Annotated in this window: 18 protein-coding genes; 6 read left to right on the top strand and 12 right to left on the bottom strand. The window is 67.0% G+C overall.

All coding sequences use genetic code 11. The features are described 5' to 3' along the window. Positions 1 to 308 precede the first annotated feature (308 nt). From VLK31_RS10565 to VLK31_RS10555, 3 genes are read right to left on the bottom strand one after another with little or no spacing between them, the layout of a single operon-like run. Positions 309 to 1,547, bottom strand: coding sequence for a TIGR03862 family flavoprotein (locus VLK31_RS10565; RefSeq protein WP_409168347.1), 1,239 nt, complete (start codon positions 1,545 to 1,547; stop codon positions 309 to 311). Beyond that, complete coding sequence (locus VLK31_RS10560) at positions 1,544 to 4,816, bottom strand: UvrD-helicase domain-containing protein (RefSeq protein ID WP_409168346.1); 3,273 nt, start codon at positions 4,814 to 4,816, stop codon at positions 1,544 to 1,546. Before VLK31_RS10560 ends, VLK31_RS10565 begins: the two co-directional genes overlap by 4 nt. Further along, positions 4,813 to 7,368, bottom strand: coding sequence for a PD-(D/E)XK nuclease family protein (locus tag VLK31_RS10555; RefSeq protein WP_409168345.1), 2,556 nt, complete (start codon positions 7,366 to 7,368; stop codon positions 4,813 to 4,815). Before VLK31_RS10555 ends, VLK31_RS10560 begins: the two co-directional genes overlap by 4 nt. Before the next feature lie 169 nt (positions 7,369 to 7,537). Between VLK31_RS10555 and trxA the strand changes: the two genes are divergently transcribed. Beyond that, positions 7,538 to 7,870, top strand: coding sequence for a thioredoxin TrxA (gene trxA / locus VLK31_RS10550; protein WP_081266260.1), 333 nt, complete (start codon positions 7,538 to 7,540; stop codon positions 7,868 to 7,870). Between the two features lie 179 nt (positions 7,871 to 8,049). Next, complete coding sequence (gene rho, locus VLK31_RS10545) at positions 8,050 to 9,315, top strand: transcription termination factor Rho (RefSeq protein ID WP_409168344.1); 1,266 nt, start codon at positions 8,050 to 8,052, stop codon at positions 9,313 to 9,315. A gap of 55 nt (positions 9,316 to 9,370) precedes the next feature. Here rho and VLK31_RS10540 read toward each other — a convergent pair whose 3' ends face one another. Then, positions 9,371 to 10,438: an oxidoreductase gene (locus VLK31_RS10540; protein WP_409168343.1), complete on the bottom strand. Its 1,068-nt coding sequence runs from the start codon at positions 10,436 to 10,438 to the stop codon at positions 9,371 to 9,373. A 194-nt stretch (positions 10,439 to 10,632) separates the two neighbouring features. Here VLK31_RS10540 and VLK31_RS10535 point away from each other — a divergent pair, with 194 nt between their 5' ends. The 3 genes from VLK31_RS10535 (at position 10,633) to VLK31_RS10525 (ending at position 14,055) form a co-directional block, all read left to right on the top strand. Beyond that, positions 10,633 to 10,902 carry a type B 50S ribosomal protein L31 gene (locus tag VLK31_RS10535; RefSeq protein WP_409168342.1) on the top strand — a complete coding sequence of 90 codons (270 nt, stop codon included), beginning with the start codon at positions 10,633 to 10,635 and terminating at the stop codon, positions 10,900 to 10,902. A gap of 76 nt (positions 10,903 to 10,978) precedes the next feature. Next, positions 10,979 to 12,715: a hypothetical protein gene (locus tag VLK31_RS10530; protein ID WP_409168341.1), complete on the top strand. Its 1,737-nt coding sequence runs from the start codon at positions 10,979 to 10,981 to the stop codon at positions 12,713 to 12,715. After that, positions 12,712 to 14,055 carry an MATE family efflux transporter gene (locus VLK31_RS10525; protein ID WP_409168340.1) on the top strand — a complete coding sequence of 448 codons (1,344 nt, stop codon included), beginning with the start codon at positions 12,712 to 12,714 and terminating at the stop codon, positions 14,053 to 14,055. The genes VLK31_RS10530 and VLK31_RS10525 overlap by 4 nt, the downstream gene beginning before the upstream one ends. Positions 14,056 to 14,082: 27 nt before the next feature. On the opposite strand, the gene phoR is transcribed toward VLK31_RS10525, so the two are convergent. Genes phoR through pstS form a run of 7 tightly spaced genes read right to left on the bottom strand, consistent with a single transcriptional unit; the run spans position 14,083 to position 20,740 of the window. Continuing rightward, on the bottom strand, positions 14,083 to 15,423 hold the full coding sequence (gene phoR / locus VLK31_RS10520) for a phosphate regulon sensor histidine kinase PhoR (protein WP_409168339.1): 1,341 nt from the start codon (positions 15,421 to 15,423) through the stop codon (positions 14,083 to 14,085). Positions 15,424 to 15,473: 50 nt separating this feature from the next. Further along, positions 15,474 to 16,166: a phosphate regulon transcriptional regulator PhoB gene (gene phoB / locus VLK31_RS10515; protein ID WP_409168338.1), complete on the bottom strand. Its 693-nt coding sequence runs from the start codon at positions 16,164 to 16,166 to the stop codon at positions 15,474 to 15,476. Between the two features lie 27 nt (positions 16,167 to 16,193). Further along, positions 16,194 to 16,895 carry a phosphate signaling complex protein PhoU gene (gene phoU / locus VLK31_RS10510; RefSeq protein ID WP_409168337.1) on the bottom strand — a complete coding sequence of 234 codons (702 nt, stop codon included), beginning with the start codon at positions 16,893 to 16,895 and terminating at the stop codon, positions 16,194 to 16,196. Positions 16,896 to 16,911: 16 nt separating this feature from the next. Then, positions 16,912 to 17,694 (bottom strand): phosphate ABC transporter ATP-binding protein PstB, encoded by a 783-nt coding sequence (pstB, locus tag VLK31_RS10505; protein ID WP_409168336.1) that lies wholly within the window; start codon positions 17,692 to 17,694, stop codon positions 16,912 to 16,914. A 17-nt stretch (positions 17,695 to 17,711) separates the two neighbouring features. Beyond that, on the bottom strand, positions 17,712 to 18,596 hold the full coding sequence (gene pstA, locus VLK31_RS10500; protein ID WP_409168335.1) for a phosphate ABC transporter permease PstA: 885 nt from the start codon (positions 18,594 to 18,596) through the stop codon (positions 17,712 to 17,714). After that, entirely contained in the window at positions 18,593 to 19,675 is a 1,083-nt protein-coding gene (gene pstC / locus VLK31_RS10495) for a phosphate ABC transporter permease subunit PstC (protein WP_409168334.1), read from the bottom strand. The genes pstA and pstC overlap by 4 nt, the downstream gene beginning before the upstream one ends. 30 nt (positions 19,676 to 19,705) lie before the next feature. Next, the gene (pstS, locus tag VLK31_RS10490; protein WP_409168333.1) at positions 19,706 to 20,740 is read right to left on the bottom strand and encodes a phosphate ABC transporter substrate-binding protein PstS; all 1,035 of its coding nucleotides are present in this window, start codon (positions 20,738 to 20,740) and stop codon (positions 19,706 to 19,708) included. A 283-nt stretch (positions 20,741 to 21,023) separates the two neighbouring features. Here pstS and VLK31_RS10485 point away from each other — a divergent pair, with 283 nt between their 5' ends. Further along, on the top strand, positions 21,024 to 22,544 hold the full coding sequence (locus tag VLK31_RS10485) for an exopolyphosphatase (protein WP_409168332.1): 1,521 nt from the start codon (positions 21,024 to 21,026) through the stop codon (positions 22,542 to 22,544). 21 nt (positions 22,545 to 22,565) lie between these two features. Here VLK31_RS10485 and VLK31_RS10480 read toward each other — a convergent pair whose 3' ends face one another. After that, entirely contained in the window at positions 22,566 to 23,027 is a 462-nt protein-coding gene (locus VLK31_RS10480) for a SixA phosphatase family protein (protein WP_409168331.1), read from the bottom strand. Between the last annotated feature and the right edge of the window lie 155 nt (positions 23,028 to 23,182).

Genomic DNA, 23,182 nt, shown 5'->3' with positions numbered 1-23,182 from the left:
GATCCCCTCACCGCGTCGAACAGCGCTTTTGCTGCCAAGCCCCTAGCCGAGATGCCGCGTCAGCCCCGCTTTGCACGGTGTCCTGAGCCGCCTTGCGGTACCATCGGAACGTCATCGGGTGATGTAGCACTTGCCCGCTAATCTAATGGTGCAACACTCTGAATTTCTTCAATGAAATCAATGGTGTAGGCCCCATGCGGTAAGGCTCGTCAACCTCTTCAGCAGCTCCGTTTCATTCCATGCGAAATGAAACGGGGCTTGCAAATTCACTCAGTCGGTCAGCAAAAACACCCTGCGGTGCAGGGCCTTCACAGGCCCAGCCGCTGGACAGCGCCGCGCGCCGCCGCGGCACCGCTGGCCATCGACGCCGTGATCAGATAGCCGCCGGTCGGCGCCTCCCAATCCAGCATCTCCCCCGCCGCGAACACGTTGGGCAAAGCGTTGGTCATCAGGTGTGCATCGATCGCGTCGAAGCGCACACCGCCCGCGGTGCTGATGGCTTCGTCGATGGGCCGCGTCGAGACCAGTTTCAGCGGCACGGCCTTGATCGTCGCCGCCAGTTGCGCTGCGTCCTGCATCGCCTCGCGGCTCAATGTTTCGTGCAGCACGCCGGCCTTGATGCCCTCCAGCCCGAGCCGGCTCTTCAAGTGGCTGCTCAGCGAGCGAGCGCCGCGCGGATGCGTTACCGCAGCCAGCACCTGCTCAGCGCTGCGATCGGGCAGCAGGTCGAGCAACAACGTGGCGCTGCCCTTGGCTGCGATCTCGTCGCGCAGCAGTGCCGACGCCGCGTAGATCAAGCTGCCTTCGATGCCCGTGGCCGTGGCCACGAACTCGCCCTTGCGCGCAAAGTTGCGCCCCTGGCTGTCGGTGAACGAGACCGCGACCGACTTGAAAGGCTGGCCCGCGAAGCGGCTGGAGAAATGCTCGCTCCAGCCCGCGCCGTTGAAGCCGGAGTTGGCGGGCAGCAGCGGCGCCACATCCACACCCTGCGCCTGCAGCCAGGGTGCCCATGCACCGTCGGACCCCAGCCGCGCCCAGCTTGCGCCGCCCAGCGCCAGCACCAACGCATCGGCCTTCGCCGTGACATCGCCACCCGGCGTGGCAAAGCGCAACGCGCCCAGGTCCAGCGCACCCTCACCCTGCCAGCGATGCCGCATATGGAACTGCACGCCCGCCGCGCGCAAGCGCTGCAGCCAGGCACGCAGCAGCGGCGCGGCCTTCATGTCGGTGGGGAACACGCGGCCCGATGTGCCGACAAACGTTTCGACACCCAGCCCCGCCGCCCATTCACGCACCTGCTGCGGACCGAAGCTCGCGAGCATCGGCTCGAGCTGCGCGCGACGCTCGCTGAAGCGGCTTGCGAACACATCGAAAGGCTCGGAGTGCGTGAGGTTCAGGCCGCCACGGCCTGCCAGCAAGAACTTGCGGCCCACCGAGGGCATCGCGTCATACACATGCACCTGCGCGCCGGACGCGCTCAGCACTTCGGCCGCCATCAAGCCGGCGGGGCCGCCGCCGATCACGGCCACGGTAGAGAAAACAGTCATTCGAGATTCACCAGTTCGCCCTGCCCGGTGAGGAACGCGACGCGCACCGTGGCACCGGGGTAGGCATGTTGCACTGCGGCGCGGTAGCGCTGCATCTGTGCGATCAGCGCGGCGTCCCGTTCGGGGCGCGCCGCGGATTTGTAGTCGAGGATCCACCAGGCGCCGCCGTCGCGCTCGCGCACCAGACGGTCGATGCGCAAGGTCTCGCCTTCATGCACCAGCGTGACTTCGTTGCCATGCCAGTCGACCCTGCGATCGTCCCACACCCAGGCCCCCTCGCCCGCGCGGATGCGCTGGGCCAGCGCCGCGGCGCCGCGCGCCTGCTGGGCGTCGAGCATGAATTCACGTGCCGCGGCCCGCACATGCGCCGCCGGTAGCGCCTCGCCCGGCACCGCCCATTCGAGCAAGCGGTGCATGGCCTGGCCGAAGGCCGCGGCGCGTGCGTCGACGGTGGCTTCGGCGGCTTTCTTCGCAGTGGGCGCGTCGGCGGACGGGGGCACCGTGGGCATGCGTTTCATGGCGAAGGTGGCCGCGGCAGTGACAGCGCCGGTGGCCGCGGGCAATGCCACCAGGGGCTCGTCGGCCTCGGTGGGTTCGCACAGCGCCTCCAGCCGCGCCCACCAGCTGCTTTCGTTGGCACGCGCGGGGCGCACCGACGACAGCACCAGCCGCTCGCGCGCCCGCGTGGTGGCCACGTAGAGGCCGTTGAGTTCTTCGCGATGCCGCGCGCGCTGCTCTTCCTCGAGCAGCGAGGCCGCGCACGCGGGCGGCGCTTTCTCGCTCGCCAAGAACACGAAGCGCGTGGGCGCGCTGTCGCTGCCCTTCCATTCGACCAGCACGCCCATGGTCTGCGCGCGCGGCGGTGCCGCGTCGCAATCGAGCATCAGCACGGTGTCGGCCTCCAGGCCCTTGGCACCGTGCACGGTCAGCAATTGCACCGCCTCGGGGGCGGCCACGTTCGGCGCCCGCACGCCGCCTGCGCGCAGGGCACGCACCAACGCATAGGGCGTGACGAAGCGCGCGCCATCGATGTCGAGCGACGCCGTGAGCACACCGCGCAGGTTGGCCAGCGCGCCCTGGCGCAGGGTGGCAGGCACGGCGGCGCCGAATTTCGCGAGCAGGTCACCGTCGTGAAAGATGGCGTCCAGCGCATCGTGCGGCGGCAGCGTCATCAGCCAACGCTGCCATTTCTTCAGCTTCACGCCTGCGTCGATCAACACCGGCGGCAGGCTCTCGTCCTTTTGGATGAGGGCGAACCAGCTGACCGCGCCGCGTTCGCGCTGGCGCAATGCGAGCTGCACCAGCACCTCGTCGTCGACACCGAACACCGGCGACTTGAGCGCGCGCGCCAGCGACAGGTCATGCGCGGGCGACACCAGCGCGTCGATCAGCGCAACCACGTCCTGTACCTCGGGCGCGTCGTGCAGCTCGTTCTTCTCGGGCTGCTGCACGGGAATGTGGCGCTGGCGCAGCGCGTCCTGCATGGCGGACAGGCGGCTGCGACGGCGCGCCAGCACCATGATCTGCCGCGGCGGTGTGCCGTCGGCAATGCGCTGCGCGACCCATTGCGCGGCCTGCTCGCATTCTTTCTGCAGCAGTTGTTCTTCGGGCAGCACGCGCGGGGTGACCAGGCTGTCGCGCCAGTGCAGCATGCCGTCGTCGGCCGGTTGCGCGTCGACTGCATCGCCGAGCGCATCGCGGTCGATGGCCGGCAGCCTGAGCAGCTCGCCCTCGTCGGTGCGCTCGGTGGTATGGGCGCGGTAGCCGTCGAATTCGCCGGCCTCCTGTGCAGCCAGCATGGCCGCATTGACCAGCCCGACCACGCCGCGCGCATTGCGGTGCGTGTGGTCGCAGTTCAGCAACTCGCCACCCAGCCCTTCGCGCACGAACTTCTTTGCAGCGATGAACACCTGCGGCTCGGCTCGGCGAAAGCGGTAGATGCTTTGCTTGGGGTCACCCACGATGAACACGCGCGGCGCGCTGCTGCCCGCGCCCACATAGGCGCTGAGCCAGCCGTACAAGGCCTGCCACTGCAGCGGGTTGGTGTCCTGGAACTCGTCGATCAGCAGATGCGCAATGCGCGCGTCGAGCCGCTCCTGCACCCAGCCCGACAGCGCGGACTGGCCCAGCAGCAATTGCGCGGCCTGCTCGACATCGTTCATGTCGACCCAGCCGTGGGCGCGCTTCACGTCGGCGAAGGCAGCGATCAACAGGCGCGTAAGGCGTGTCATGCGCTGTTGGTAGAGCCAGGCCGCGTGCTGGGCCTGGGCACCGCACAGCACCTGCAGGTCGGCCTCGGCTTCCTGGGCTGCTGGGAATTTCTGCAGGTTCTTGTTGAGGCGGTCTTCGGTGGCAACGAAGAAGTTCTTGCGCAGGTGCGCGAGCGCGGCCGGCAGGGTTTCGGCGGTGGGCTCTCCGGTGCCGAAGATATCGATGATGGCTTCGGCAGCTTTCTGCGGTGTCTTGTTGGACTCGCGACCCAACGCGGCCGCGCGGTCGAGCCAGCGGCGGCGAACCGGCTCGCCCAGCAGCGCTTGCGTCGGCTCCTGCAGCCCGTCGAGCGACGGGTAGAACGCGCTGAAATGCTGCACCGCGTGCTCCGCATCGGACAGCGAAAACTCGACGCGTTTGGACAGTGCCTCGCCCAGCGCCTTCGCCGTCTGCGAGCGGCCGTGGGTGGCGACCACGGCGTAGTAGTCGGCCAGCGTGTCCTTGTCGGCGGTGACAGCCTCGAAGAACGGCCGCCAGGTGTGGCCGCGGGCCTCGGCATCGTCCTCGAGCAGTTCGTAGTTCGACGGCAGGCCCAGTTCACGCAGCACAGCGAGCGGCGCGTTGCGCAGCAGGCCGGCAAACCAGGCGTGGAAGGTGCGGAACTGCACCGGCCGGCCGCCTTCGAGCAGACGGCGGTACAGGCCCTTCAGCCGCGGCACGGCGGCCAGCGCAGCCGCAGGTTCGACGCCGCGAATCACGAGTTCGCGCACCAGTTCCTCGGGCGGGCGTTCGGCAAAGTCTTCTAGCCACTGGTCGAGGCGCTCGCGCATTTCGCCGGCGGCCTTCTTGGTGAAGGTGATGGCCAGAATCTCATGCGGCTCGCAGGCGGATTCGCCCTCCTCCAGCAACGCGCGCAGGATGCGCGACACCAGCATCCAGGTCTTGCCCGCGCCGGCGCAAGCCTCGACGGCGACCGAGCGGCGCGGGTCGCAGGCGACGGTATAGAAGGCCTCGCGCTCGACGTGGCGGCCGTTGTGTTCGTAAGCGGCGCCGTTCATTTCGACAGTTCCCAGAAGTCCTTGCGGCACAGGCCGCGCGCCGCGCAGAAGTCGCACACGGCGCCCTCCCCCAACGGCGGCAATGCCACGCCCTGCGCAATGCGCGTGAAGTCTTCGATGATGCCGGCCACCAGGGCGTCTCGCGCCTCCACCACGGCCGGCTGCTCGACGGTCTGCGTGCCGGAAGATTTTTCGCCCACGTTCACGTAGGCCGCGCGCAAGGTGTCGTCGGCCACCAACGCGGCGTAGAACGCGAGCTGCGTGTCTTCGGTCGGGTCCTTCACGCGCTCCTTGGTGACCGAGGACGACTCGGTCTTGTAGTCGATCACGAAGGCCTGGCCGTCGGGCATGCGGTCGATGCGGTCGAGCCGGCCGACCAGCCGCAGCGTGCCCAACGACTGCTCCTTCCAGGGCTCGGCCTCGACGAACACCGCGCCGCTCGCCTCATGGCCGGTGAGCCAGCCAAGGTAGCCGTCGCGCACGGCGGGCCAGGCGGCGGCAAAGGGCAGAAATTCGGCATCGGACAAGCCCATTTCGCGCGTGGCGCGCTGCGCCGCGGCCTCGATGAACGCCAGGCGCGCCTGAGCCTCCTGTGTCGGGGTGTCGATCAAGGCTTCGTGGAAATGGCCGAGCACGGCATGCAGCCAGTTGCCGAAGTCGCGCTTGTCGACCTCGGCATCAAGCTCGTCGGCGCTGCGCAGGCCCAACTGGCGCAGCGCGAAGAAGCGGTAGGGGCAGCGGCGCAGGTCTTCGTACACGCTGGTCGAGATGTTCTCCAGCGGCAGCAGCGCGCCCGAGGGCGTCGGGCAGCGGGTCGGCTGCACGGCCACCTCGCGCGGCAGGCGCGGGTCGGTGGTGGGCTGCAGGGCGTGGTCGAGCCGCAGCGCCTGCACCAGCGGGCTGGGGCTCACCGGCTCGCCGGTGGCGTCGGACTGGCGCCAGAGCAGCTCGCAGCACGGGTTGCGCAAGGCGTCGGCCCAGGCGGCACGCTGCGCGGCTTCGAGCACTTCGCGCAGTGGCAGGCCGAGTTCGAGGCGCTGGGCGGCGCTCCAGTTGCCGGGCGGCTCGGGGGACGCGGGCAGGCGCCGGTCGTCGCAACCCGGAATGACCACGGCCCCGAACGCGCGGCCGAGCAGCTGGTACAGCGGCAGCACGACGACGCGCGGGGCCAGGTCGCCGGCGGGCGGCACGAAGCTCGCGTCTTCGAGCACGTCCCGCGCCCAGGCAGTGAATTCGGCCAGCGTGTGGCGACCGCCAGGAAACTCGTCGTCATCGCCGTGCGCGCCGGCGTCGAGCCAGAGCGCGCCGATGACCTTGCCGCCGGCAAAGTCGTCGAGCAGCAATTGCCAATGGCCACCCGCTTCGAGCAGTTCGCGCAAGGCCAGCAGCCATTCGGCCAGTGGACGTGAGCGGGCCACGGGCATGCGGCGCGCTTCGATGGAATCGGTGAAGGGCAGCAGCGCCACGTCCTGCGGCTTCTCGCTGCGTGCCACCAGCGAGCACCAGGCGGACCAGTCGCGCAGGCCCTCGCGGCGCAGGCGCGCTTCGAGCGACTGCACGACTGCCGCGTCACCGTCGGCACCGCCCTTGAGCCATTCGAGCACCTGGTCGCTGCTGGCGTCGTGGGCGCAGGCGCGCAGCGCGCTCATCAGCGTGGCGGCGGCGCGCGTGGTGGACAGCTTCCAGCCGGTCTCGTCGTGCGTGACGACGCCCTGCGCTGCCAACTGCGCGCTGATGCGGCGGGTGAGTGCGCGGTCGGTGGCAATCAGCGCGACGGGCGCGCGTTCTTCAGCCAGGTGGCGCAGCACGCAGGCGGCGGCGATCTGGGCTTCGTCCTCGGGGTCGAGCGCCACATGCCAGGCGACAGACTGCGCGGGCGCGGCGGCGGGCACGAGCGAGAAACGAAGGGCATCGTCGCCCCACAGGTCGCACAGCGACTGGGTGAGCGGATCGGTCTGGAAGCCTTCGAGGACGATCAGTGCATCGACCTGCGCGCGCGTCGAGTCACGCATGAGCACATCGGTCGCGTAGCCCGAGGTCGACACCCACGCGACGGCAATGCGGATCAGCGCGCTTTCGGTGCGGAACCACTCCGACTCGCTGCCCGCCTCGGCCACGCCCGCAGCGCGCTGGGCCCAGTCGCCAACGCGCACCTCGGGCGTCACGGCGGCGGCAAGAGGTGCCAGCTGGTAGGCCAGTTCGACCACGCGGCCGGCGAGGGCAAAGCGCTCCGCGTTGAAACCGGACTGCGACAGCAGCGCCTGCGCGGTGACGAGGTCGCGCGCCATGTCGTGCGCAATGTCGTAGCCGGTGGGCACGAAGCCGCCCGCGCTGCGGGCCCAGTTGTGCGTGGTCTCGAAGCGCGGCACGAAGCCGGGGCTGCCGCAGCGCGCCCACATGCCGCGGGCCACCGCCATCAGCTGCGCATAGGGCACCAGCACCACGGTGCGCGCGGCGTGCAGTTGGCGTTGGGCGAGTGCGTGCACGATCCGCGCGACGACGCCGTCGGCGGGATCGCACCACAGGGCCTGGGCAGGGTGGCCTTCGTTCATGTTCTATCGAGGGGTTTGAGAGCGTGGGAGCGGGCGTGGCGACACGGTGCGCAAGGGCTTTGGCTATCGCTGCCATAGCGTCCCCGCACGGGACGCCACCCCTTGGTTTCTGTCACAATGACCCGCACTTTAGCTGCACCGAAACTCCCTGCGCACAAGGACCCATCACATGGCCAGCGAACTCATCAAACACATCTCCGATTCCTCCTTCGAGGCCGACGTGCTCAAGTCCACCCAGCCCGTGCTGGTCGACTACTGGGCCGAATGGTGCGGCCCTTGCAAGATGATCGCCCCGATCCTCGACGAAGTGTCTGCCACCTACGAAGGCAAGCTGCAGATCGCCAAGCTCAACGTGGACGAGAACCGCGACATTCCCGCCAAGTTCGGCATTCGTGGCATCCCCACGCTGATGCTGTTCAAGGACGGCCAGCTGGCCGCCACCAAGGTCGGCGCCATGAGCAAGGCGCAACTCACGGCCTTCATCGACCAGCAGCTCGCCTGAGCGAATTCAACCGGCCAGCGCGCAATGCGTTGGCCGGTGCGTTTTTCCTGTCATAATCTCCCACAGATCACCGGCCCTTCCAGGCAACCGGTTCGAGTTCCCCGGTTAGTGAAGCAGTTCTCGCTTCACATTCAACCTCCCCCCGTTTTCCGTTCGATTACCCCGCGAGGGGTCATTCCATGCACTTAAACGAACTCAAGGCACTCCACGTGTCTGAAGTCCTCAAGCAAGCTGAAGCGCTTGAGATCGAAAACGTCGGCCGCATGCGCAAGCAGGAGCTGATGTTCGCGATCATCAAGAAGCGCGCCAAGGCCGGCGAGCAGGTCTTTGCCGACGGCGTGCTCGAAATCCTGCCCGACGGCTTCGGCTTTCTGCGCAGTCCCGACACCAGCTTCACCGCCAGCACGGACGACATTTACATCTCGCCCAGCCAGGTGCGCCGCTTCAACCTGCACACCGGCGACATGATCGAAGGCGAAGTGCGCACGCCCAAGGATGGCGAGCGCTACTTCGCGCTGACCAAGCTCGACAAGGTCAACGACGGTCCGCCCGAGCAGAACAAGCACAAGGTGATGTTCGAAAACCTGACGCCGCTGTTCCCCAAGGAACAGATGAAGCTCGAGCGCGACGGCCTCAAGGGCGAAGAGAACATCACGGGCCGCGTGATCGACATCATCGCCCCCATCGGCAAGGGCCAGCGCGCCCTGCTGGTGGCGCCGCCCAAGAGCGGCAAGACGGTGATGATGCAGCACATCGCCCACGCCATCAGCGCCAACTACCCCGACGTGCACATGATGGTGCTGCTTGTGGACGAGCGCCCTGAAGAAGTGACCGAAATGCAGCGCACGGTGAAGGGCGAAGTCATTGCTTCGACCTTCGACGAGCCCGCAGCGCGCCACGTGCACGTGGCCGAAATGGTCATCGAACGCGCCAAGCGCCTGGTCGAACTGAAGAAGGACGTGGTGATCCTGCTGGACTCGATCACGCGTCTGGCCCGCGCCTACAACAACGTCGTGCCCTCGTCGGGCAAGGTGCTGACCGGCGGTGTCGACTCCAACGCCCTGCAGCGCCCCAAGCGCTTCCTGGGCGCCGCACGCAACGTGGAAGAAGGCGGCTCGCTGACCATCATCGGCACCGCGCTGATCGACACCGGCAGCCGCATGGACGAAGTGATCTTCGAAGAGTTCAAGGGCACCGGCAACTCCGAAATTCACCTGGACCGCCGCCTGTACGAAAAGCGCGTGTTCCCGTCGATTCAGCTCAACCGCAGCGGCACGCGCCGCGAAGAGTTGCTGCTGGCCCCCGAGATCCTGCAGAAGACCCGCATCCTGCGTCAGCTCATGTACAACATGGACGAGATCGAGTCGATGGAGCTGATGCTCAAGAACATGAAGGCGACCAAGACCAATGTCGAGTTCTTCGACATGATGCGTCGCGGCGGCTGAGCACCACGCTCTTCCGCAAAAAGCGCGTCGGCCCTCACGGGTCGACGCGCTTTTTTCATGGGCATCCGGTTGCGATGGCGCGGCCTTCGAGGGCACTCTGGCGGCCGATGTCGAGCAACTCCATCAATGCTACAGCCTGCTCGGGCGGCAAGGGATTGGGCCCGTGGCCCAGGATCGCGTCGCGCACCGCAGCGTAGTAGTCGACGTAGTTGCCAGCGCGCGTGGAAACGCTGCGCTTGGTGAACGCCCCGTCACTGCCGACCAGCGTGAGCTCGCCGTCCAGCGGGTCGACGCCCCACCCTTCGGCCGGTGGTCTTTGCCCCGCGCGCAATGCGTCTTCCTGTGTGTCCGTGCCGTGCTTGACGTAGCTGCCGCGCGTGCCGTGAACGATGTAGCGCGGCGCCGCATGGGCCGCCAGCGTCGTCGAATGCAGCACCACGCGCAGCGGCGCATGCGGCCCACGCTCGTAGCGCAGCACGGCGTGAAAGTAGTCCTCGACCACTGCGCCGTCGCGCAGCACGGCGGTGTCGAGCTGCAGCGTGTCAGGTCGGCCGAAAAGCTGCACCGTCTGGTCGACCAGATGGGCGCCCAGATCGACCCAGAGGCCCGCACCCGGCACCGCCTGCTCACGCCAGCGCACCTTCACCTCGGGCCGAAAGCGGTCGAAATGCGATTCCAGGTAAACCGGGCGGCCCAGTTCGCCGCTGGCCAGCAGGTCTTTGAGCGTGAGGAAATCGGCGTCGAAACGCCGGTTCTGGTACACGGCCAACACGCGATCGTTGCGCTTGGCCAACAATTCAAGCGCCCTCGCCTCGGCGACGTCGAGCGTGAACGGCTTGTCCACCACCACGTGCTTGCCAGCCTCCAGGACCGCCCTGGCGACGGGAAAATGCTGCGCGTTGGGCGTTGCGACCACCACCAGGTCGATGTCCGACCGGGCCACCAGCGCGGCCACATTCGGCACCACGTCCACGCCGGGCCAGTCCGCCAGCACCTTGTGCGGCTGCGAGCTGGCCACGGCTGCCAGCACCAACCCCGGCACCGCCGAAAGCACCGGGGCATGGAAGGTCTGGCCGGCAAAGCCGTAGCCGACGAGGCCGGCGCGCAAGGGTGTAGCAGTCATTGGAAGGGCTTGTTTGCTGGCAAAAGGGGCAGTATGCGATAATCATGGGCTCCGCGAAAAGTGCGGCTGGGCAGCGTCGCCCGGCCTCCCCAGACTCCTCCGGGATTCCCTTGGGACGGTATGCCAGTTGACTGGCAAGCTGGTGGCTCTCGCATCGACCGCGCATTGATTCCAACAGCGCAAAAGGAAACACCATGGCAAAAGAAGGCATCCACCCGAATTACCGCGACATTCTGTTCGTCGACATGTCGAACGGTTTCAAGTTCGTGACCCGTTCGTGCGCAAACACGAAGGAAATGGGCAAGACCGAAGACGGCCGCGAACTGCCGATGTACAAGCTCGACACCACGAGCGAATCGCACCCGTTCTACACCGGCACGCAAAAGTCGGTCGACAACATGGGCGGCCGCGTCGAGAGGTTCCGCAACCGCTTCGGCAAGACCACCGGCGCTGCTTCGAAGTAAGGCACGCGCTTTCGCGTCGAGGGCAGCCCGGTTTACCGCGCTGCCCTTTTTCTTTCCGACTCCAGCTTTCCGCCACTTGAACCAGCCCACCCCCGCAATCGTTGCCCAGAATGCCGTGCGCCGCCTGCCGCGCATCGCATTGCTCATGCTGTGCGCGGCCTACCTGCTGCCCGGCCTGGTCGGCCGGGGCCCCTGGAAAAGCGCGGACATCACGTCCTTCGGCTACATGGCCGAGCTGGCCCGCACCACCGAGGGCATTGCGCGCTGGTTCGACCCGATGCTGCTGGGCCTGCGCCCCGAAACGCCCGCGCTCATTCCGTACTGGATCGGCGCCCTGGCCATCAAGATCGCCCCGTCGTGGCTGAACCCCGACCTGGCCGTGCGCATCGTCTTCGCGTTCCTGCTGTGGGGCACCTTCACCGCCACCTGGTACGCCGTGTACTACCTGGCCCGCACTGCGCGCGCCCAGCCCGTGGCGTTCGCCTTTGGCGGGGAGGCCCGGCCGACCGACTACGCGCGTGCCATTGCCGACGGCGGCGTGCTCGCGCTGATCGCCTGCCTGGGCCTGGCCCAGCTTGGCCATGAAACCACGCCCGCGCTGGCGCAGCTGTTCTTTGCCTCGCACCTGTTCTACGGCGTTGCCGCCCTGCCTTACCGCCGCGCCGGCCCGGTAACGGCCCTGGTGGTCGGCACGCTGGGCATCACGCTGAGTGGCGCACCCACAGTGGGGCTGGCGCTGGCCATCGGCAGCGCGCTGTACATCGCCTACGAGCGCCGGCGCACCGCGCTCGCCCAGGCCGAAGCCCCTTACGACGAAGACACCGGCCCCGGCTACACGCGCGGCGCCCTGCTCACGATGGTGGCCGTCACCGTGCTGGCCGCAGTGCTGGTGTTCAGCCTGAAGCTGCAGCAGTGGAAGATCACCATGACCGGCGGCTCGCTGCTGGGTGACGTGCGCAGCCAGGCCAAACTGCTGCTGTGGTTCACCTGGCCGGTCTGGCCGCTCGCCCTCTGGACGCTGTGGCGCTGGCGCCGCCAGCTCACGGCGCGCCATGTGGCCCTGCCTTTCTGGTTCGCGGCGGTGCCGCTGGCCGCCACCTGGAGCACCGACTTCTCGGACCGTTCCCTGCTGCTGTCGCTGCCCGCGTTTGCCACGCTCGCCGCCTTCGCGCTGCCCACCTTCCGGCGCAGCGCGGCGGCGCTGATCGACTGGTTCAACGTGCTGTTCTTCAGCGGCCTGGCCGTGATGGGCTGGGTCTACTGGATCGCCATGCAGACCGGCGTGCCGCCCAAGCCGGCCGCCAGCGTCGCGCGACTGGTGCCCGGCTTCGTGCCCGAGTTCTCGCCCATTGCCGTCGTGCTGGCGGTGGCCGCAACCATCGCTTGGTGCTGGCTGGTGCGCTGGCGCACCGGGCGCCACCGCGCGGCGCTCTGGAAGACGCTGGTGCTGCCCGCCGGCGGTACCGCGCTGTGCTGGATGCTGCTCATGACGCTCTGGCTGCCCCCCATCGACTACGCCCGCAGCTACGTGCCGCAGGTCGATGCGGTGGTCGAGCGCGTCGGGCGAAGCAGCTGCGTGGCCGAACTGGCGCTCAGCCGCGCGCACATTGCAGCGCTGCGCCATCACGGCCAGCTCGACGTGAAGCCGCTGCTGCTCGACAACACCTGCCCCTGGCTGCTGGCCAGCCCCGAGACCATCGAGCGGCTGCACACCATCATTCCGTTCGATCAATGGCGCTTTGCCGGGACGTTGCGCCGCCCGAGCAGCGCGGCGGACGACCTCCTGCTGTACCAGAAGATCCCGCCGCAGTGAGCGGCGAACGGGGCCTGATCGCGCGGCACGCCGGCACGGTGCTGGTCGGCCAGCTGGCCGTGATGGCCTTCGGCGTGACCGACACCATCATCGCGGGCCGCTATTCGGAAAACGCACTGGCCGCGTTGTCGGTGGGCGCGGCCGTCTTCGTGAGCGTGTACGTCTCGCTGATGGGCGTGCTGCAGGCGATGCTGCCGATCTGGGCCGAGCTGCACGGTGGCGGGCGCGGCAGCGAAGTGGGCCGATCGGTACGACAGTCTCTTTACCTTGCCGGCATTGCCATCGTGATCGGCATGGCGGTGTTGCTGTCGCCCGGTGCGGTGCTGCGGCTGACGCAGGTGCCGCCCGAGATGCGCGGCGAGGTCGAGGCCTACCTGGTGGTGCTGGCCTTCGGCCTGGCGCCGGCGCTGCTGTTCCGCCTGTTCAGCACGCTGAACCAGAGCCTGGGCAAGCCCCAACTCGTCACCTGGCTGCAACTGGGTTCGCTGCTGGTGAAGTTGCCGCTGTCCGTGTGGTTCACCTTCGGCGGTGCGGGCCTGCCCGCCATGGGCCTCGTGGGCTGCGGCTGGGCCACGCTGTGCGTCAACTGGGCCATGCTCGCCTGCGCCGTGTGGCTGCTGCGCAGCAGCCCGTTCTACCGCGGCTACCGGCTGTGGCAACGCATCGAGCCGCCCGACTGGCGCGCGATCTACCAGTTCGCGCGGCTGGGCGTGCCCGGCGGACTTGCGGTGCTGGTCGAAGTGACCTCGTTCACTTTGATGGCGCTGTTCATCGCCCGCCTTGGCACCGCTGCCGCGGCGGCGCACCAGATTGCGGCCAACCTGCTGGCGGTCGCGTACATGGTGCCGCTGTCGCTGGCCATTGCCACCAGCGCCCGCGTGAGCTTCTGGCTCGGTGCGCGCGACGCCGCCAAGGCCCGCCATGCCTGCCGCCTGGGGTTCGAGCTGACCGTGCTGTGTGCCCTGCTGTTCGCGACCGCCATGCTCACGCTGCGCTTTCAGCTGGCCAACGTGTACTCCGACAACCCTGCGGTAATTGCGCTGGCGGCCACGCTGCTGCTGGTGGTGGCCGTCTATCACCTTGCGGATGCGTTGCAGACCCTGTGCGTGTTCGTGCTGCGCTGCTACCGCGTGACGCTGGCGCCGCTGGTCATCTACTGCACGATGCTGTGGGGCGTGGGCCTGGGCGGCAGCTACCTGCTGGCCTACCGCGGCCTGGGGCCATGGCCGGCCATGCAGTCGCCGCTGGCGTTCTGGCTCATGAGCGCCGGCGCGCTCGCGGTCGCGGCGGTGCTGTTCGGCGCCCTGCTGCACTGGACGATGCGCAAGCGCTCGCCCTGAGCCTTCTTCTGCTTTCTTGCGGGCGGCTTACTTCGCCAGCACGCGCGCTTCACGCACGCGGGCCGCGGGGAACAGCAGCGCGAAGCGCGAGCCCTTGCCCACCGTGCTTTCGATGCGCAGCTCGGCGCCATGCCGCTGCGCAATGTGCTTGACGATCGCAAGCCCCAGGCCCGTGCCACCCGTTTCACGCGAACGGCTGCGGTCGATGCGATAGAAGCGCTCGGTCAGCCGCGGTATGTGCTCCGCGGCAATGCCGGGGCCCGTGTCCTTCACCGCGTATTCGCCGCGCCCGTCGGGCAGCACGCGCCAGCTCACAGCCACCTCGCCGCCGCCCGGTGTGTAGCGGATGGCGTTGGTCAGCAGGTTCGACATGGCGCTTTGCAGCTCGGTCGGCGCGCCCGACACCTCCGACTGCGCATCGATGGTGAAAGACAGCTTGTGCCCCAGCGGCGCCAGCCGTTTCGAAAGCCCGCGCCCCTCGTCCTCGCAATGCGCAAGCAGCGCGCGAATTCGAATCCACTGGTTGCCCGAAGGCGCCGCGCTGCCTTCGAGCCGCGACAGCGTCAGCAGGTCGTTCACCAGCGTTTCCATGCGGTGCGACTGCTGCCCCATCAGCTGCAGGTAGCGCATGCGCTCGTCCGCGTCGAGCGGCAGGTTCTGCAGCGTCTCGACAAAACCGGCCAGCACGGTCAGCGGGGTGCGAATTTCATGCGACACGTTGGCCACGAAATCGCGCCGCATCGCCTCGGCCTGCTCCAGCGCGGTGATGTCGCGCGTGAGCAGCATGCGGCGGTTGCCCGCGTAGGGATGCACCTGCACCGACAGGCGCACCGCATGGCCGCGCTGGTGTGCGTGGTGGCCCATGCCGGGGGCGTCGATGACCACGTCGCGGCTGTAGTTCCATGAGGCCAGGTAGGCCACGAAGGCCGGGTCGCGCACCAGGTTGGCCAGGTGCTGCGCCAGGTCACGCTCCGCGTCGATGCCGAACTGGCTGGCCGCCGTCTGGTTGCACCACTCGATGCGGCCCTGCTCGTCGAGCAGCACCACGCCGTTGGGCGATGCCTGAATGGCCGCCAGAAACTCCTGCAGCCGCTCTTCGGCCTGACGGGTCTGCTGCTCGCGCTCGCGCAGCAGCTTGCGGATGCGCTCCGACAGCTCACCCCACACGCCTGGACCGCGCGTCGGCAGGCCGGCCGCGTCGTTGCGCAACACCTGCAGCAGGCGCTCGGCGCGCCAGGCGTCCAGCACCAGCCAGAGCACGGCGCCCAGCCAGGCACCCAGCCAGCCGAACTTCCAGCCGAAAGCAGCAACAACGCCCGTCGCAATTGCGAGAGACGCTATTAAAAATGTAGCAATGCGAAAAGGCATGGCGGGCGATTATCCGCGCCCGCCAGCAAGCGGCGCCGTCAGCACGGCACTCAAACCGTGACTTGGGCCGTCAGGCGATAGCCCGCACCGCGAACGGTTTCCACCATTGGCGCGGCGGCACCCAGCGATTCGCGCAGGCGTTTGACGTGCACGTCGACCGTGCGCTCCTCGATGTAGACGTGGTCGCCCCACACCTTGTCGAGCAACTGCGCGCGGCTGTGCACGCGCTCGGCGTGCTGCATCAGGTAGGCCAGCAGCTTGAACTCGGTCGGCCCGACCTTCAGCGCACCGCCCTGCCAGGTGACGCGGTGCGTGGAGGTGTCGAGTGCGAGCTCGCCGATTTCCACGCGCTCGGTCACCACCTCCGGCGCCCGGCGACGCAGCACCGCACGGATGCGGGCCAGCATTTCCTGGGTCGAAAAAGGCTTGGTGATGTAGTCGTCGGCACCGGCGTCCAGGCCGGCCACCTTGTCGGGCTCGTCGCCGCGCGCGGTCAGCATCAGGATGGGGATGGCCTTGGTGCGCGCGTCCTTGCGCCACTGGCGCGCCAGCTGCAGGCCGCTCTGGCCCGGCAGCATCCAGTCGAGCAGGATCAGGTCGGGCAAAAACGCGTCGATCTCGCGCTGGGCTGCCGCGCCGTCTTCCGACCAGATCGGCTCGAAGCCGTTGTGGCGCAGGTTGACGGCGATCAGCTCGGCGATCGAGGACTCGTCTTCGACGATCAGGACTCGGGGTTTCTTCATGCTTTTATGGGAGTCTTGCCGCCGTTGTCACTGCAGCGCGGACTCGATTTCCTGCATCGAAGTGTGCCGCACATCGGCACCCTTGACGATGTAGATGATGAACTCGGCGATGTTCTTCGCGTGGTCGCCGATGCGTTCGATCGCCTTGGCCAGGAACAGCAGGTCCAGGCTGGCGGAGATGGTGCGCGGGTCTTCCATCATGTAGGTGACCAGCTTGCGCACGAAGCCGTCGAACTCCTTGTCGATCAGGTCGTCGTCCTTCAGGATCGACAGCGCGGCGGCCGTGTCCAGGCGCGCAAAGGCGTCCAGCGCGGTGCGCAGCAGGCCCGAGGCCAGGTCGGCGGCAATGCGCAGCTCGGTGGTGGGCAGCTGGCGGGCCGAACCGCTCTCGATGATCGACTTGACCATGCGCGCGATCTTGTTGGCCTCGTCGCCCACACGCTCCAGGTTGGCGGTGGTCTTGCTGATGGCAATCAGCAGGCGCAGGTCGCGCGCGGTGGGCTGGCGGCGCGCAATGATGGAAGACAGCTCGCGGTCGATGTCGATTTCCATCGCATTGACGCGGTGCTCGGTCTCCATCACGCGGTCGGCGGCGTCGGCGTCGAACTGCAGCAGCGCGTACACCGCGGTGTGGATCTGCGACTCGACCATGCCGCCGAGCTCCATCACGCGCGACGAGACGCCATTGAGTTCGCTGTCGAACTGGCTGGAAAGGTGTTTCTCGGTCATGTTGTCTCCTTTGACTTCAACCGAAGCGGCCGGTGATGTAGTCCTCGGTCTCCTTGCGCTGCGGCTTGAAGAACATCTGTTCCGTCGCACCGAACTCGATCAGATCACCCAGGTACATGTAGGCGGTGTAGTCGCTGCAGCGCGCGGCCTGCTGCATGTTATGCGTGACGATCACCACCGTGTATTCGTTCTTCAGCTCGGCAATCAGCTCTTCGATCTTCGCGGTGGAGATCGGGTCCAGGGCCGAGCAGGGCTCGTCGAGCAGCAGCACTTCGGGCTTGATGGCAATGCCGCGTGCAATGCACAGGCGCTGCTGCTGGCCGCCGGACAGGCCGGAGCCGCTTTGCTGCAGCTTGTCGCGCACTTCGGTCCACAGCGCGGCCTTCTTCAGGGCCCATTCGACGCGGTCGTCCATGTCGCTGGCCGAGAGGCTCTCGAACAGCTTCACGCCGAAGGCGATGTTGTCGTAGATCGACATGGGAAACGGCGTGGGCTTCTGAAAGACCATGCCGATCTTGGCGCGGATCAACGCCACGTCCTGCTTGGACGTGAGCAGGTTCTCGCCGTCCAGGGCAATCGTGCCTTCGGCGCGCTGCTCCGGGTACAGCTCGAACATGCGGTTGAAGGTGCGCAGCAGGGTCGACTTGCCGCAGCCCGACGGGCCGATGAAGGCGGTGACCTTGTTCTCGGGAATCTCGAGGTTGATGCCCTTGAGCGCGTGGAATTTGCCGTAGTAGAAGTTCAGGTCCTTGACCGAGAGCTTCGAGCGCGAGGGTTGGGGTGCAACGGTGGTTGGCATGTTGGCGCCTTGTTGAATTAGTGTTTGTTGCGCGTCAGCACACGCGCCAGGATGTTGAGTGCCAGCACGGCCACGGTGATCAGGAACACGCCGGCCCATGCCAGCTGTTGCCAGTTCTCGTACGGGCTCATTGCAAACTTGAAGATCGTCACCGGCAGGCTGGCCATCGGCTGGCTCACGTCGGCGGTCCAGAACTGGTTGTTCAGCGCAGTGAACAGCAGCGGCGCGGTTTCGCCCGCAATGCGTGCCACGGCCAGCAGAATGCCCGTGACCACACCGGCGCGCGCAGCCCGCAGCGTGATGCTCAGAATGACCTTCCACTTCGGCGCACCCAGTGCGTAGGCCGCTTCGCGCAGGCCCGGCGGCACCAGCTGCAGCATGTTCTCGGTGGTGCGAATGACCACCGGAATCACGATCAGCGCGAGCGCCAGCGCACCGGCAAGGCCAGAGAACGACTTGAAGTAGGCCACCACCACCGCGTAGACGAACAGGCCGATGACGATCGACGGCGCCGACAACAGAATGTCGTTGACGAAGCGCGTGACCGAAGCGAGCCAGCCCTTGGGGTTGTATTCGGCCAGGTAGATGCCGGCCATGATGCCGATGGGCGTGCCCACGAAGGTGGCCATGCCCACCATCACGAAAGAACCGAAGATCGCGTTGGCGATGCCGCCCTCCTCGTTCGGCGGCGGCGTCATTTCAGTGAAGGTGGCAAGCGCGAGGCCGCCGATGCCCTGGCGCAGCGTTTCCCACAGGATCCACACCAGCCAGAACACGCCGAAGGCCATGGCAGCCAGGGACAGCGCCAGCGCGATCTTGTTCACGCGGTTGCGCGAGGCGAACCGGGCCTGGCGGGTTTCGGCCAGCGCTTGCGCGGCCATCAGGTTTTGAGCCGTGCTCATGACTTGGTTCCTTCGCTCTTCTTCATCTGGGCCAACAGCATCTTCGAGAGCGACAGCACCACGAAGGTGATGAAGAACAAGACGAGGCCGAGGTACATCAGCGCGGCCTGGTGCAGGCCGGCGCCGGCTTCGGCGAATTCATTGGCCAGTGCCGAGGTGATGCTGTTGGCAGCCTCGAACACCGACAGCGAGTTGAGCTGGTTCATGTTGCCGATCACGAACGTGACCGCCATCGTTTCACCCAGCGCCCGGCCCAGGCCGAGCATGATGCCGCCGACCACGCCAGCTTTGGTGTAAGGCAGCACCACCTTGGAAACGACTTCCCAGGTGGTCGAGCCCAAACCGTAGGCCGACTCCTTCAGCAGCGGCGGCGTCACCTCGAACACGTCGCGCATCACCGAGGCGATGAACGGAATGATCATGATCGCCAGGATGATGCCGGCCGACAGAATGCCGATGCCCACCGGCGGGCCTGAGACCAGCGCGCCAAGGTACGGAATGCCGCCCAGCAGCTTTTGCAGCGGCTGCTGCACCCAGCTGGAGAGGATCGGGCCGAACACCAGCAGGCCCCACATGCCATAGACGATGGACGGCACGGCCGCCAGCAGTTCAATGGCCGTACCCAACGGGCGCTTGAGCCAGTTGGGCGAAAGTTCGGTAAGAAAGAGCGCAATGCCGAAGCTCACCGGCACGGCGATCACCAGTGCGATGAACGAGGTGGCCAGCGTGCCGTAGATCATGACCAGGCCGCCGTACTCCTCCTTCACAGGGTCCCACGTGCTGTTGGTGAGAAAGCTGAGGCCGTACTTGGAAATGGCAGGCCAGGCACCGACGATGAGCGACAGCAGGATGCCGATGAGCATCGCCAGCGTCAGCAGCGCTGCGCCCTTGGCGGCCCAACCGAACAGGCGGTCGGCCATGGGGCCGGAGCGGGGCGCCTTTGCAGGCGGCGGAGAGGTGGCGGCACGACCGCGCTCGGCCGCGAGGTCGAGGGAGGTGGCAGCAGCAGGGAAGGTGGATGACACAGGTCGCTCCGGCAAAGACGAAAGCGGCGCGTCCTTGAGCGAGGAGTTGCTCATGGGCGCGCCGGTCTGGACTGATGGTTGGATTTACTTGAACGCGACGGCCTTGCCCGACGCGTCCTTCACATCACCCCAGGACTTGGCGATGGTGGCCTTCACGGCGTCAGGCATCGGCACGTAGTCGAGGTCGTCAGCCGTCTTGTCGCCGCTCTTGTAGGCCCAGTCGAAGAACTTCAGCACGGTGGTGGCATTGGCCGGCTTGTCCTGCACCTTGTGCAGCAGGATGAAGGTGGCGCCGGTGATGGGCCATGCGCCCTTGTCGGCCTGGTTGGTCAGCACCTGGTAGAAGCTCTTGTTCCAGTCGGCACCGGCGGCAGCGGCCTTGAAGGCGGTGTCGTCGGGCGAGACGAACGTGCCGGCGGCGTTCTGCAGCTGGGCGTAGGTCATCTTGTTCTGCTTGACGTAGGCGTACTCGACGTAGCCGATCGAGTTGGGCAGGCGGTTCACGAAAGCGGCGACGCCTTCATTGCCCTTGCCACCCGCGCCGGTGGGCCAGTTCACGGCCGTGCCTTCGCCGACCTTGGTCTTCCACTCGGGGTTGACCTTGCTCAGGTAGTTGGTGAACAGAAAGCTGGTGCCCGAACCGTCGGCGCGGCGAACCGGGGCAATGGCGGCGTCAGGCAGGGCCAGCGAACCGTTCAGTGCCTTGATGGCGGGGTCGTTCCACTTGGTGATCTTGCCCAGGTAGATGTCGCCCAGCACCTGGCCGTTGAGCTTCAGCTCGCCCGGCTTGATGCCCTGGATGTTGACCACGGGAATCACGCCGCCGATGACGGTGGGGAACTGCATCAGGCCCTTGGCTTGCAGTTCTTCGTCCTTCAGGGGAGCGTCGGAAGCGCCGAAATCGACGGTCTTGGCTTCGATCTGCTTCAGGCCGGCACCCGAACCCACCGATTGGTAGTTGATCTTGACGCCGGTGGCCTTGTTGAAATCGGAAGCCCACTTGGCATACAGCGGTGCCGGGAAGCTGGCGCCAGCGCCGGTCACGTCTTGTGCGAAAGCGGGAATGGTGAACATCGCGGCCAACAGGCCGGCGGTTGCAAATTTGAACGTCGTTTTCATGAAGCTTCCTTTAGAAGTAAGAAGTAGTCCCTTTCGGGCTTGGGACGGACTCTAAAAAGCTTGTGTGACATCGGTGTGACACCCCCTCTGTCGAGGGAAAATGCCTTTCTTTCCGCGCTGGTGCATGTGACGCTGTCACATAACCGTCATGCGCCGCGCCTAGCCTTGCGAGCCTCGCAGCGGTGCGAATCGGGAGGCGGCGCGCACGGACTGAGCCCATCAAGGTCCGTCCCGGCGCTACGATCAAACACAACAAAGACATCCCGCTTCTTCTCGGAACTCCATGCAAAACGGCACCCGCCTCGCAGCAGTCGATCTCGGCTCCAACAGCTTTCGCCTCGAAATCGGTCAGGTCGACCACGGCCAGATCCATCGCACTGAATACCTCAAGGAAACCGTGCGCCAGGGCAACGGCCTGGACAGCGCACGCAACCTGACCCCCGAAGCCATGCAGCGCGGCTGGGACGCCCTCGCCCGCTTCGGCGAACGGCTGGCAGGCTTCAAGCGGTCGCAGGTGCGCGCCGTGGCCACGCAAACACTGCGCGAAGCGCGCAACCGCGAAGAGTTTTTGTTGCGCGCGCGCACCATCCTGGGCTTTGGCATCGACGTGATCCCGGGCCGGGAAGAAGCCCGACTGATCTACCAGGGCGTGGCGCACATGCTGCCGCACACCGATGCATCCGACACCGAACGCCGGCTGGTGATCGACATTGGCGGGCGTTCCACCGAAATGATCATCGGCCAGGCATTGGTGGCCGACCGCATGGAGTCGTACCGCGTGGGCAGCGTCGCCTGGTCGATGAAGCATTTCAGCGAAGGCCAGTTCACCCCCGCCGCCTTCCGCGCCGCCGAGGTGGCCGCCAAGGCCGTGCTGGACGACGCGCTCGCGAGCTACACCCGCGACCAGTGGGACGTGGCGTACGGCGCCTCCGGCACCATCGGCGCTGTGGGCGACGTGCTGGCCGCGTCCGGCGCCGAACCCGGCATGGTCACCCGCGAAGGCCTCGACTGGCTGCTCGACCGGCTGCTGAAGGCCGGCAGCGCCGACAAGCTGCGCATCGACGGCATGCGCGAGGACCGCAAGGCGGTCATCGGCGGCGGCGTGAGCGTGCTGCGCGCGGTGTTCGAGCTGCTCGGCATCGAGGAAATGAAGGTCGCCCAGGGTGCGCTGCGCCATGGCGTGCTGTATGAACTGCTGGAACGCGACGACAGCGTGGCCGACATGCGCACCGCCACGGTCGCACGGCTGGCCAATCGTTTCGCGGTTGACACGGCGCAGGCCAAGCGGGTCGGCGACACGGCCGCCTCGCTGTTCGTGCAGCTCGCGCCCGCCGCGCGCGGCGGCAGCACGGCCAACCGCGCCGGCCGCGCATTGCGCAAGCTGGGTTGGGCAGCGCAGTTGCATGAAATTGGCACACAGATTTCGCACAGCGACTATCACAAGCACGGCGCCTACATCCTGGACAACACCGACGCGCCGGGCTTTGCCGTCAATGAAATGCATGCGCTCGGCCAGCTGGTGCTGGGCCAACGCGGCAAGCTGCGCAAGCTCGAGGCGGCGCTGGACGACGAGACCTTCGTGATGCAGCTGCTCGCGCTGCGCCTGGCGCTCATTCTTTGCCATGCGCGCCGCGACCCTGACCCGCAAGCGCTGCACGTTGCGGCGCTGGGCGCACGGGCGTTCACGATCGTGTGCGACCCCGACTGGGCCGAGGCCTACCCGCAGTCGGCGCACCTGCTGCGTGAGGAAGTGCTGGCCTGGCAGAAGACGAGCAGCTGGCGAGTCGAGCTCACCGGCTGCTGAGCACCCTCCAGCTCAGAGCAATCAGAGCAATTCGGGCGACTGAACCGTCACCACGACGGTCTGCACGTCGCCGTCGCGCTCGCGCGTGCGGATCCACCACAGCGCGCCCTTGCGCACCGGGCAGCTGTCCTGCTTGAGGCCCAGCAGCAGCGAAATGGCCTGACCCACCGAAGGCTGGTGGCCAATCATCAGCACCACCGACTTGCCGTTGGGCCAGCCGGCCGCGCCCAGCAGTGCTTCGGGCGTGGTGTCGGGCGCCAGTTCAGGACGCACCTTGTACTTGCGGCCGAGTGCCACAGCGGTCTGCTCGCAGCGCCGCGCGGGGCTGCAGATGATGCGCGTGCCGTCGGGCAACTGGCGGTCGAGCCAGCTGGCCATTCGCTTGGCTTGCTTTTCGCCGCGTGCGGTGAGCGAGCGTTGCATGTCGTCGCAACCCTCGGTCCAGTCCTCGGCTTCGGCGTGGCGCCAGAAGATCAAGTCCATGGTCATCATCTTTCGGTCTGTAGGGTCTGTCATCGATCAAACGCCCGCGCGAGACCCTGCTGCGCGGTGCAGTGCAAGGCGCCCTGAACGCCGCGTAGCACCGCTACGCAAGTGAAGGGCAACGCCGCAATGCGCCGCGCAGCAGGGTCTCCCTC

The organism is Variovorax sp. H27-G14, from assembly GCF_046156345.1.
Lineage (GTDB): Bacteria > Pseudomonadota > Gammaproteobacteria > Burkholderiales > Burkholderiaceae_C > Variovorax.
Note: the sequence above shows the minus strand (reverse complement) of the source record. Positions and strands in the feature narration are given on the sequence as shown.